Source organism: Streptomyces sp. NPDC025651 (genome assembly GCF_055558735.1).
The window spans coordinates 19,260-31,287 of record NZ_JBVHLZ010000008.1; the positions used below are offsets into that span (position 1 = coordinate 19,260).

At 73.2% G+C, this 12,028-nt stretch carries 6 protein-coding genes and 1 pseudogene; 6 read left to right on the forward strand and 1 reads right to left on the reverse strand.

Going from position 1 to position 12,028, the window contains the following annotated elements; all coding sequences use genetic code 11:
• The first annotated feature begins 9 nt into the window (after nt 1–9).
• The 6 genes from ACZ4D5_RS26570 (at nt 10) to ACZ4D5_RS26595 (ending at nt 8,555) form a co-directional block, all read left to right on the forward strand.
• On the forward strand, nt 10–1,173 hold the full coding sequence (locus tag ACZ4D5_RS26570) for an acyl-CoA dehydrogenase family protein (protein ID WP_467774921.1): 1,164 nt from the start codon (nt 10–12) through the stop codon (nt 1,171–1,173).
• A 314-nt stretch (nt 1,174–1,487) separates the two neighbouring features.
• Entirely contained in the window at nt 1,488–4,661 is a 3,174-nt protein-coding gene (locus ACZ4D5_RS26575) for a non-ribosomal peptide synthetase (RefSeq protein WP_467774922.1), read from the forward strand.
• Nucleotides 4,658–5,479, forward strand: coding sequence for a thioesterase II family protein (locus tag ACZ4D5_RS26580; protein WP_467774923.1), 822 nt, complete (start codon nt 4,658–4,660; stop codon nt 5,477–5,479). Before ACZ4D5_RS26575 ends, ACZ4D5_RS26580 begins: the two co-directional genes overlap by 4 nt.
• Nucleotides 5,480–5,505: 26 nt before the next feature.
• Nucleotides 5,506–6,993, forward strand: coding sequence for a condensation domain-containing protein (locus ACZ4D5_RS26585; RefSeq protein WP_467774924.1), 1,488 nt, complete (start codon nt 5,506–5,508; stop codon nt 6,991–6,993).
• Complete coding sequence (locus tag ACZ4D5_RS26590) at nt 6,986–8,083, forward strand: thioesterase domain-containing protein (RefSeq protein WP_467774925.1); 1,098 nt, start codon at nt 6,986–6,988, stop codon at nt 8,081–8,083. Before ACZ4D5_RS26585 ends, ACZ4D5_RS26590 begins: the two co-directional genes overlap by 8 nt.
• Nucleotides 8,084–8,135: 52 nt before the next feature.
• Nucleotides 8,136–8,555, forward strand: coding sequence for a phosphopantetheine-binding protein (locus ACZ4D5_RS26595; RefSeq protein WP_467774926.1), 420 nt, complete (start codon nt 8,136–8,138; stop codon nt 8,553–8,555).
• Nucleotides 8,556–8,571: 16 nt separating this feature from the next.
• Here the strand turns inward: ACZ4D5_RS26595 and ACZ4D5_RS26600 are convergent.
• Nucleotides 8,572–12,000, reverse strand: a pseudogene (locus tag ACZ4D5_RS26600) (amino acid adenylation domain-containing protein); the annotation flags it as partial.
• Nucleotides 12,001–12,028: the final 28 nt, after the last annotated feature.

Consider the following 12,028-nt stretch of genomic DNA (forward strand, 5'->3'; position numbering starts at 1 on the left):
ATCGCCCAGATGGTCACTCAGCTCACGACCCAGCAGCGCCGGCGCTGGGCATCCTTCCGTCAGTTCGCCGACGAGTTCATCGCCCCCGAAGCGGAGGCCGCGGACGTGCAGCAGGCCATGTCACGCGGCCTGATCAAGGAACTCGGCAGCGCGGGCTGGATATCCTCGCTCCTCCCCGAGGAGGCGGGCGGCTCCTCCCTGGACATGGTCGACTACGGCCTCATGGCCGAGGAGATGGGCCGGACCTGTCAGAACGTCCGCAACTTCGTGGCCTGCGCGGACATGGTGGCCCACTCCATCTGGAAGTGGGGGACCGAGGAGCAGAAGGAGCGGTGGCTGAAGGGCATCGCGTCGGGCGAGGTCGTCGCGTCCTTCGCGCTGACCGAGCCGAAGGTCGGCAGCGACGCCAAGAGCGTGGAGACCGTGGCCGTGGCCGACGGCTCCGACGTCGTCCTCACGGGCGTCAAGAAGTGGATCAGCTTCGGTGAGATCGCCGACGTGTTCCTGGTCTTCGCCCAGTACGAGGGGAAGCACACCGCCTTCCTCGTGGAGCGCGACACCCCGGGGCTCCGCGTCGAGGCGTTGCGGGGGCTGCTGGGGCTGCGCGGTTCGGCGCTCGCCGAGATCACCCTCGACGGCTGCCGCGTCCCGGCGAGCTCCATGGTGGGCCGGCCCGGCACCGGGCTCGTGTTCGTCGCGTCCAGCGCGCTCGACATCGGCCGCTACAGCACGGCCTGGGGCTGCGTGGGACTCACGCAGGCCTGCCTCGACACGGCGTCCCGGTACGCGCAGGAACGCGTCCAGTCCGGCTCGGCGATCATCGACCACCAGCTGGTGCAGCGGATGCTCGCCGACATGCTGACCGGCGCGGCCGCGGCCCGGCTGATGTGCCTGGAGGCCGGCGCCGTCAAGGACCGGGGCGCGACGGACACCGTGAACCCGACCCTCATGGCGAAGTACTTCGCCTCGACCACGGCGAACCGGGCGGCGGCGGACGCCGTCCAGGTCCTCGGGGCGCACGGCATCGGCACCGACACCCCGGTCGGACGGCTGTTCCGGGACGCCAAGGTGATGGAGATCATCGAGGGCACCAGTCAGCTGCACCAGTCGATGCTCGGCACCTGGAGCGGCCGGGCGCCCCACCCCGCGGCCGACGGCGCGCACACCGCCTGAGCGCCACGGAGCCCTGACCGCCCTGCACGGTCCGGAGCTCCGAACTCCCCGAGCGGTTCGGGGTTCTGGCTGCCTTGCGTGGTTCGGGGTCCTGAACTTCCTGTGTGGTTCGGGGTTCTGGCTGCCTTGCGTGGTTCGGAGCTCCGAACTTCCTGTGTGGTTCGGGTTCCTGACCGCCTTGCGTGGTTCGGAGCCCCGACCGTCCCGAGCGGTACGACCCCCGAACTCCCCGAGCCGGTACGGAATCCCGCCCCCCAGGGCATGGCCCGCCGTCGCGGCCGTCATGCCCCTCCCACGACACCGAGGCAGTCTCCATGGCACCCCACCCCTCTTCCCGACCGGGCCCGGCCCCGCTGTCCGCCGCGCGGCAACAGACCTGGCTGCTCAGCAGCCTGGTGCCCGAGAGCCCCCTGCCGCACGTCCCCGTGGCGGTCCGGCTGGTCGGCGGCGAGCCGGACGCCTCCGCGCTGGGGGAGGCCCTGCGGACCGCTGCCGCCGCCGACTCCGCGCTCGGCGAGTGCTTCCCCGTCGTCGACGGCGCGCCGGCGCCCGCCACGAGCGCGCAGGCCGGTCCGCCGCTGCTCGTGCACGACGTGAGCGACCTCGGCCCGAAGGAGCGCGCCCGGCGCGCGGAGCAGCTGGTGGACGAGACGGTGCGCGCGCCGTTCGACCTGGCCCGCGGTCCACTGGTCCGCGCCTGCCTGATCCGTGCCGGCGCCCAGGACCACACCCTGGTGGTCGTCGTCCACCGGATGGCCGGCGACCACGCGTCCGTCGGCACGCTGCTGCGGAACGCGGCTGCGGCGTACGGCGGGGCGGACCTCGGGCAGGCGGAGGCCGTGACCGCCGCCCCCGGGGCGACGGCGGAACCGGGCGGTGCCGCCCCGGCAGGCGGGACGGCCGGACTGCCGCCCGCCCCCGAACTCCCGCTGGACCGGCCGCGCCCGGACCGCCGCACGCTCGCAGCGGACGCGGTGACCTTCGAGGTGGCCGCCGACACCGTCGCCGCGCTGCGGACCCTGGGCGACACGTGCGGCGTGGGCCTGCCCACCGTGCTGTCCGCCCTCTACGGGGTCCTCCTGCACCGCTACAGCGGCCAGACGGACATCGCCCTGGCCGTGCCCGCCCCGGGGCGGGCGGCAGGCGTCCCCGCACCGGGTCCCGCCGAGACCGTCGCCGCCGTGCGGATGGAGATCTCCGGCGAGCGGACGTTCCGCGAACTGCTGCGCGGCGCGAGGGGAGTTCAGGACGGCGCGGCCGCGGCGGGCACACCGGTCCCCGCCACGGCTCTCCTCGGCATGCCGGACTTCTCCTTCCGCGAGGCGGTACGGATCGACGGCCTGGCCGGATGCGACGCGACGGCCCTGCCCCTCCACAACGGCGCAGCGTACGGCGACCTGTCCCTGCGGTTCACCCGGGACGGCGACCGGCTCACCGGGCAGTTCGTGTTCGCCACCGACGTCCTCGACGCCGCGACGGCGCACCGGGCGCTGGGCCACTACCGGACGCTGATCGACGGCGTGACGACGGACCCCGACTCCCCGCTGGGCGAGCTGCCGCTCCTCACGCAGGCGGAGGAGCGCGCGGTCGCCGAACTGAACGGCGTGGTGGCCGACGTCCCGGACAGGACCTTCCACCAGCTCTTCGAGGAGCAGGCCGCGAGGACACCGGACGCGATCGCGGTCCGCGACGAGCGCACCGCGCTCACCTACGGCGAACTGAACGGCCTGGCCAACCAACTGGCCGACCTCCTGCGGGAGACCGGCATCGGGCCGGGGACGACCGCGGGCATCTGCCTGGACCGCGACGTGCGGATGGCGGTGGCGGTACTCGGCGTCCTCAAGGCCGGCGGCGCCTACGTGCCCGTCGACCCCCGGGACCCCGCCGAACGCAGGTCGGGCATCCTGCGCGACGCCGAGGTCAGGGCCGTCGTGACCGCGGACCCCACAGCGGTCTCCGGCCACCCGGCGGTCGAGCTCGACGCGGACTGGACGGCGCTGCGGGGCAGGCCCACGCACGACGTGCCCGCCCCCGCGACGGCCGCGACGGACGCCGCGTACCTGCTCTACACCTCCGGATCCACGGGCAGGCCCAAGGGCGTGGTCGTGGAGAACCGGCAACTGGTCAGCTACACCTACGCGATCCTCGACCGGCTCGGCATCGACGCTCCGCTCACCTACGCCATGGTGCAGCCGCTGACCGTGGACTCCAGCGTGACGGCACTGGTGCCGCCGCTGTGCACCGGCGGTGAAGTGCACCTGATATCCCGCGCATGCGCGCTGGACGCCGGGAAGCTGGCCGACTGGGTCCAGGAGCACGGCGTCGACCTCCTGAAGATCGCGCCCTCCCACCTCCGCGCCCTGCAGACGTCCGCCCGCTTCACCGAGCTGCTGCCCCGCAGGTACCTCGTCGTCGGCGGCGAGGCGTCCGACTGGCAGTGGCTGCGCGACCTGCAGCAACTGGCGCCGCACTGCCGGGTGTTCAACCACTACGGCCCCACCGAGACGACGGTGGGCGTGCTCACCCTCCGCGTCGCCGACCACCCGGACGCGACGTGGAGCACCGCGCCCATCGGCATCCCGCTGCCCGGCACCCAGGCCCATGTCGTCGACGGCGAGGGCCGGCCGGTGCCCGTCGGCGTATCGGGCGAACTGCTCATCGGCGGCGACAACCTGGCCCGTGGCTACCACCGCAGGGACGAACTCACCGCGACGTCCTTCGTCCAGGACCATCTCGGCGGCCGCCCCGGCGCCCGGCTGTACCGCACGGGCGACATCGTGCGCCGCCTCGCCGACGGCTCGATCGCCTTCCTCGGCCGCCGTGACGACCAGATCAAGATCCGTGGCTTCCGGGTGGCCCTCGGCGAGATCGAGGCGGCGCTGACCGGCCACGACGACGTGCGCGACGCGGTCGTCGTCGTCCGCGAGGACACCCCGGGGGACCGGCGGGTCGTCGCGTACGTCGAACCGCACGCACCACGGACGTTCGCCACCGAGGCCCTGGACCGGCATCTGCGGGAGCGCCTCTCCCCGCACATGGTCCCGCAGGCCGTGGTGGTCCTCGACGCGCTGCCGCTCTCCCCGCACGGGAAGGTCGACCGCGGCGCGCTGCCCGCTCCGGCCGCCGGGACGCCGGCCACACCGGGGCTGCCGCCCCGCAACGAACTGGAGCGGCTCGTCGCCGCCGCGTGGAAGGAACTGCTGCCCGAGGCGCCCTCGGTGGGAGTGGAGGAGAACTTCTTCGACATCGGCGGGCACTCCCTGCTGCTCGTCGCGCTCCAGCACAAGCTGCAGGAGGTGGCGGGCCGGGACATCGAACTGCTCGACCTGTTCCGGCACACCTCGGTACGGGACCAGGCGGCGTACCTCGCCGCGCTGGGCGGGCCGACGACCGCCCCCACCGCGCCGAAGGCCAGGGGAGCCCAGCAGAACGCGCTCATGAAGCGGCGCCAGCAGCAGTTGCGGGCCAAGCGGGGCCGCCCCGCATGATCGCCCCCGACCCTGCCCTCAGCCCTGCCCCCGACCCCGAGACCCTTCCCGCGACCGGAGGCCGCTCCACCATGACCCCCGCCGCCGACAGCCCCTGGCTGCGCAGGTACCCGACCCCGGCGCCGCCCCGGACGCGGCTGCTGTGCCTGCCCCACGCGGGCGGCTCCGCCACCTTCTTCCACCGCTGGGGCCATGCCTTCGGCGACGGCGTCGAGGTGATGGCCGCCCGCTATCCGGGCCGTCAGGAACGCATCCTGGACCCGCCGGTCACCGACATGGGCGAGCTGGCCGACGCCCTCACCAAGGAGCTGCTTCCCTTCCTCGGCACCCCGCTGGCGCTCTTCGGGCACAGCATGGGGGCCTCCCTCGGCTACGAGATCGCCCTGCGCCTCCAGGAGTGGTACGGCGCACCGCCGGACCTGCTCATGGTCTCCGGCCGCAAGGCGCCGCACCTGCTCACCCCGCCCGCCGTCGATCCGCGCGACGACGACGCGCTCGTCGCCGCGGTGCGCAGGCTCGGCGGCACCGACGGCGCGGTCCTGGACGACCCCGGTCTGCGCGCGCTCGTCCTCCCGGCGATCCGTGCCGACTTCGAGATCGTCTCCCGCTATCCGGCCCGGCCGGGCATCCCGTTGCAGTGCCCGCTCGTCGCCTACGTGGGCGAGGAGGACCCGGTGGTCGACGTGGCCTCCGTACGCGCCTGGGAGCCCCTCGCCCCCCAGGGCTTCGACCTGCGGGTGCTGCCCGGCGGGCACTTCTACCTGGCCGAGCGGGAGGCCGAGCTGCTCGCGGACGTCGGCCGTCGGCTCGACGCGTGAGAGCAGCAGGTCCGAGAGGGAGAACCATGGAACAGCACAGCCGTCCGTCGAAAGCGCCGCGGGACCGCCGCGCCCTGCTGCGCAAGCTGGCCGCCGGGCGCGGGGCCCCGGCGCCCGGCACCGGAGCCGGGGGCCCGCACGAGGATCCGGGGCGCGGGGAGGACCTCCCCGCGCCCGCGTCCTGCGGGCAGCAAGGGCTGTGGTTCCTCGACCAGTTCGACCCGGAGCAGGCGCCGTACGCGCTGCCGCTCGCGTTCCGGCTGCGCGGCCCCCTCGTGCTGCCGGCCCTGCGCCGGGCCCTGGACGGCCTCGTGGCGCGGCAGGCCTCGCTGCGGACCACCTTCGTCGACGACGACGGCGAACCCCAGCAGCGGATCGCGCCTGCCCTGCCGGTGCCGCTGGCCGTCGAGGACCTGTCCGACCTGCCGGAGGAGGACAGGGAGGCGGCCCTGCGGCGACGCCTGGACGAGGAGGACCGGCGCCCCTTCGACCTGGCCGAGGGGCCGCTGTTCTTCGCCTCGCTGCTCAAGCTGGCCGACGACGAGCACGTACTGATCCTGAACGTCCATCACATCGTCTTCGACGGCTGGTCGCTGGGGATCGTGGTCCGCGAGCTCGGCGAGACGTACGGCGACGCCGTGCGGGGCGACGCGACGCCTTCGGCGCCCCCGCCCTTCGCGTACGTGGACTACGCGCGGTGGGAACACGAGTGGCTGCGCGGCGAGGAGTGCCGGGCCCAGTACGACCACTGGTGCCGCGTCCTCGACGGTCTGACCACCCTGGAGCTGCCCACCGACCGGCCGCGTCCGGCGTCGCCCTCGACGGACGGCGACGCGGTGCGGCTCCGGGTGCCCGGGGAACTGGGCGACGCCGTCGTGCGCAGGTGCGCCGAGGAGCGGGTCACTCCGTTCATGCTGCTCCTCGCCGTCTTCCAGATCGTGCTGGCCCGGGCGAGCGGACAGCGGGACATCGCGGTCGGCAGCCCCATGGCCAACCGGCAACTGCCCGGCACCCAGGAGCTCGTGGGCTATTTCGTGAACAGCGTGGTGCTGCGCACCGACCTGAGCGGCGACATGGACTTCCGCGACGTGCTCCGTCGGGTGCGGGACGTGACGCTCGGGGCCCACGAGAACCAGAGCTATCCCTTCTCCCGGCTCGTCGCCCAGCTCGAACCCGAGCGCGACCCGTCCCGCTCCCCGCTCTTCCAGGCCATGTTCGTCCTGCAGGACGAGTCCTGGGAACAGGCCGCCTGGCAGGGACTGACCGTCGACATGCTGGCATCGCCCGCGACGACGAGCATGTTCGACCTCGCGCTCTCCGTCTCCATGGCGGGGCAGGAGCTGTCCGGGGACATCCGCTACCGGACGGACCTGTTCGACAAGGGCCGGATGGAGCGACTCGCCGACGACTTCATCCACGTACTGGAAAGGGTGCTGCGCCGTACGGACGCGGATCTGACGGAGCTGCTCGCCCGGCCCGGACGCCTCACGAAAGCCGAGACCCCTGATGCGTGACCAGACGCGTGACCAGACGCACGACCACTCGACGGCTCTTCCCAACTCGCCGCGGGCCCAGCTCCTGTGCGAGCTGTTCGCCACCGTGCTCAAGGTGCCCGAGGTCGGGATGGACGACGACTTCTTCAAGCGGGGCGGCCATTCGCTGCTGGCGACGAAGCTGGTGAGCCGGATCCGGTCCATGCTGAAGGTACGGCTGTCCGTGCGCGACGTGTTCGAGGCCCCGACCGTGCGGAGCCTGCTGCGGTTCCTCGAGGAGGGCTCCGAATCCGCCTCCGATTCGGGCCTGTTGGACCCGGTGGTCCCCATCAACACCGGGACCAACGACCGGCCGTTGTTCTGCTTCCACCCGATCACCGGCCTCAGCTGGAGCTACGCGGCGCTGCTCCCGAAGCTCGGCTTCGCGCACCCCGTCCACGGACTGCAGGCGAGCGGCATCACCGAGCCCACGGCACTGGCCCCGTCCATGGCGGACATGGTCGCCGGGTACGTCGCGCGCATCCGCGGGATTCAGCCCGAGGGCCCCTACCGGCTGATCGGCTGGTCCCTGGGCGGCATCCTCGCCCATGCCGTCGCCGTCGTGCTGCGGGAACAGCACGAGGACGTCTCGCTGCTCGCGCTGATCGACGCCTATCCGTTCCCGGACCAGCGGATCCACGCGGGCGTCCCGGAGAACGGCCACGACGACCACGACGATGAACAGTTCGTCCTGGAATCCCTTCTGGCCGGCTTCGGCGGCCTCACCGCCGACGACCGGGACGTCGCGCTGGAACGCTCCCACGTGGTCGAACGCATGCGAGAGGCGCTGGACCTGAAGGAGAGCGACGGCATCGCCCTGATCGATGCGGCCCTGCACGGCTTCCGCCTCGCGGCCACCCATGTGCCGGGCAGGTTCGACGGGCGCGCCGTGTTCTTCGGGGCTTCCGTGGGCAACCCCGAAGGGCTGTCCGCGGCGGTCTGGGAGAGCTACGTGGACGGGCCGCTCGACGCCCACCGGGTCCCCGCCGACCACCACGGAATGCTGCGCGGGCAGGCGGCCGCGGAGATCGGACAGGTCCTGGCCGGGGAACTCGCCGCCGAGCAATCCTGACCCGGCGGTCCGCACCCATCCGTACGTATCGGTAGACAGAAGAGGAATGCGCATGCTTCATCACGACGAGAGCGCCGGGCCCGAGGGAAACAGACCCGGGCAGGATGCCGCGGCCGGCACCCGGCTCTCCCCGCTGGAGGAGGTCCTCACCGCCATCTGGTGCGAGGTGCTCGCGGTGGACGAGGTCGGCCCGCACGACAACTTCTTCCTGCTGGGCGGCCATTCACTGCTGGGCTCGCGCATGGTGCTCACCATCGAGGAGCTGCTCGGCCCCAGGGTTTCGGTGCGCACCCTGTTCGAGAACCCCACCGTGGCCGCGCTCGCGGAGCGGGTGGACGAGGCCCTGACGCGGGCCGACCGGGACCGTCTGACGTCGATCCTCGACGAGACGGACGCGGACGCGGACATGGACGTGGACAGGGACCCGGAGACGGACGCCGACGACGAGCGCGAGCCCGCCGTCCAGGCCTGAGCCGTCCGCCGGGCGGTCAGGACAGGCGGGCCGCGATCACCGGACCGATCTCCGCCATCGCCGCCCGGCCGGCCATCTCCCCGTGCGTGCACGCCACGGGGCGTACGTAGTGCCGTCCCGCCACGTAGGGCGCCCAGTCCTCGTGGTCCTGCGGCTGCCCGGCGTCGTCGGGCGCGGCCCTGTCGAGCGCGGCCGTGAAGAGCAGCAGGTCGCCGGTGAAGACCGAGGGTTTGAACGCGTGGGCGAGCCCGACATTGGTCCGGAACACCCTGGCCATGGCGAGCACCTGACTCTCGTCGAGCCCCGCCAGCGGGCTGTCGGCCGCACCGACGGCCTTCCTCAACGCGGCCTGTCCCAGCGGCTCTCCGGGCTCGTCCGGCACCGCGCACCCCAGGGACGCGAGGAGCTCGGCGAGCCCCTCGTGCGGGCCGGGCCGCGGGGCCCTGGGCTCCGGCCGGTCGTGCAGCGGATACGCGTCGAGCAGGGCCAGCAGGGCGACCCGCTCCCCGGCCTCCTGGAGCCGGGTGGCGATCGCGTGAGCGACGAGACCGCCGAAGGACCAGCCGAGCAGGTGGTAGGGGCCGGCCGGCTGGACCTGCCGGATCCGGCGTACGTAGTGCTCCGCCATGTCCTCGATGCCGGTGACCGGTTCGCCGCCGGTCAGGCCGCCGTCCTGGAGCGCGTAGACGGGGTGGTCCTCGCCGACGTGCCGCAGCAGCTCCGAGTAGACCCAGCCCGTCCCCGCGGCCGGATGGACGCAGAACAACGGCGCGCGGGAACCCGTCGCGCGCAGCGGCAGCAGCACGTCCAGCGCGTCGGCCGCGGCTCGCGGGCCGTGGTCGAGCAGGGCGGCGAACGCGGCGACGGTCGGCGCCTCCAGGAGGCTGCGGATGTTCAGTTCGGCACCGAACGCCGAGCGGATCCGGCCGATCAGCGGGATCGCGAGCAGCGAGTGCCCGCCCAGCTGGAAGAAGTCGTCCCTGATCCCCACCTCGGGGACGCCGAGGACCTCGGCGAACAGCGCGCAGAGCACCTTCTCGCGGGCGTTCCTCGGCGCCTCGCGGGTGCGTGCCGCCCGTGGCCCGGGGGCCGGCAGCGCCTTCCGGTCGAGCTTGCCGTTGGGCGTCAGCGGGAACGCGTCGAGCACGGCGAAGGACGACGGCACCATGGACGCGGGGAGCTGCTCCAGCGCCTGCCTGCGGACGTCCGCCGCGAACAGGTCCGGGTCCGACCAGCGGGACCCGACGGACAGCGGCGCCGCGTCGCCCGCCACCGGGTCCGGCGCGTCGCCGCGGGTGGCGTAGACCGTGACCAGGCCGGTGTCCGCGAGCGTGGTCTGCCCGTCGACCACCACGGAGAAGCCGCGGTCGGCGAGGTGACCCCTGATCCACTGGACCCGGCCGTCCAGGTCGTGGGCCTCGACGGCCAGTTGGCGGATCATGGGCCAGTGGGCGTCGGCGATGCCGAGGAGGACCTCCACCTCGCTCTTCTCCGCGTCGATCTTCAGCAGGTCGATGCGGTCGACCCCGGTCTCGCGGATCACGTCGGAGAGCGTGCGCAGTTCACAGGTGACGTCGACGTGGTGCAGCCGTTCGGCGAGCAGATCGTCCAGGTCGGACGCGGAGCCGGGCGCCGAGAACGCGGCCGCCTCGGGCCCGTTGCGGACGAAGGCCTCCACCACGCCGCGTTCCTCGGCGGAGTCGCCGAAGCGGCCCGACATGATGGAGAGCTTCGGGTAGTAGGTGAAGGTCGCGGTGCCGGGCTTCTCGGCGATGCCGCACGGGAACAGCCGGGCGTCGACGCCGTGGATCCGTGTGTTGAGTTCGAGGAGCCGGAACATGTCCGGTATCGGCTCGAACGCGTAGACGGTGCTGCCGGGGCAGGACCGGGCGAGCGCGAGCGTGGACAGGCCGATGTGGGCCCCGACGTCGAAGATGCGGGCCCCCTGGGGCAGCACGATGCCGTTGCGCAGGTACTCGCGCCCCTCGAAGATCTCGCGGTGGAGGAAGTCCGTCTCGGCGCGGTTGGCCGACGCCACCACCATGCCGTTCGGCAGTGTGTGCAGCTCTTCGGCCGAGACCTCCCCGCTCTCCCGCAGACGGCACACCGTGCGCAGCGCGGACGCCTCGGCGTCGTCCGGGACGAGGTAACCGACCAGCTGCGTCCCGCCCGCAGCCACGGGCCGGGCCACCACCACCGCGTCGGCGACCCCGGGGTGGCGCACCAGCGCGCTCTCGATCTCGCCGAGTTCCATCCGTACGCCGTTGACCTTGACCTGGTGGTCGGCCCGGCCCACGTAGTCGATGACGCCCTCCCGCCGCAGCCGGGCGAGGTCCCCCGTGCGGTACATGCGGCTGCCGGGCGGCCCGTACGGGTCGGGGACGAAGCTCGCGGCCGTCAGTCCGGGCCTGTTGAGGTACCCGCGGGCCAACTGGACCCCTGCGATGTACAGTTCACCGGTCTCGCCGGCCGGAACATGGCGGAGGTCCGGGTCCAGGATGTACAGCCGGGTGTTCCAGACCGGCCCGCCGATCGGCACGGGCCCCGGCTCGTCGTCCGGCCCGCACCGCCAGTAGGACACGTCCACCGCGGCTTCGGTGGGGCCGTAGAGGTTGTGCAACTCCGTGTCGAGGACGTCGAAGAACCGCTCCCGCAGCTCGCCGCCGAGGGCCTCACCGCTGGCGAAGACCCGGCGCAGGCCGGTGCACGTCGCGGCGGCGGGCTCGGCGAGGAAGAGCCGCAGCATCGACGGCACGAAGTGCACGGTGGTGATCCGCTGGGCCCGGATGACGTCGACGAGGTACCGCGGGTCCCGGTGCCCGTCGGGCTCGGCCACGACGAGGCGCGCCCCGACGCACAGCGGCCAGAAGAACTCCCACACCGACACGTCGAATCCGGCCGGTGTCTTCTGCAGCACCCGGTCGTCGGCCGCCAGGGGGTACTCCGCCTGCATCCAGCGCAGCCGGTTGACGATGGCGCGGTGGGGCACCGCGACGCCCTTGGGCCGCCCCGTCGACCCCGACGTGTAGATCACGTACGCGGTGTTCGAGGGGTCCGGGCGCGGCAGGACCGGCTCGGTGCGGGGCGCTTCGCCGGCTGCCGTCAGCCGCCTGACGCCGTCGGCCGTCAGCGTCAGCAGCGGCTCCGCGTCGTCCAGCACGAGAGCGACGCGCTCCGCAGGCTGGTCCGGGTCGAGCGGCAGATAGGCCGCGCCTGTCTTGTGCACCGCGTAGAGGGCGACGACGAGTTCGGCCGAACGGGGCACCGACACCGCGACGATCGTCTCGGGCCCCGCGCCCCTTGCGGCGAGCGCCAGCGCCAGCCGGTGGGCGCGGGCGTCCAGCTCCGCGTAGGTCAGTTCGACCCCGTCGGCGACGAGCGCCACCGCGTCGGGGGTCCGGGCCGCCTGGGCCGCGAAGAGGCCCGGCAGGGTGTCCCCGGCCACACCGTCACGCCCGTCCGACGTGTCCTCC

Coding starts and splice junctions, on each gene's coding strand:
- ACZ4D5_RS26570 (WP_467774921.1), top strand. CDS start 10: ATGGTCACTCAGCTCACGACCCAGCAGCGCCGGCGCTGGGCATCCTTC.
- ACZ4D5_RS26575 (WP_467774922.1), top strand. CDS start 1,488: ATGGCACCCCACCCCTCTTCCCGACCGGGCCCGGCCCCGCTGTCCGCC.
- ACZ4D5_RS26580 (WP_467774923.1), top strand. CDS start 4,658: ATGATCGCCCCCGACCCTGCCCTCAGCCCTGCCCCCGACCCCGAGACC.
- ACZ4D5_RS26585 (WP_467774924.1), top strand. CDS start 5,506: ATGGAACAGCACAGCCGTCCGTCGAAAGCGCCGCGGGACCGCCGCGCC.
- ACZ4D5_RS26590 (WP_467774925.1), top strand. CDS start 6,986: ATGCGTGACCAGACGCGTGACCAGACGCACGACCACTCGACGGCTCTT.
- ACZ4D5_RS26595 (WP_467774926.1), top strand. CDS start 8,136: ATGCTTCATCACGACGAGAGCGCCGGGCCCGAGGGAAACAGACCCGGG.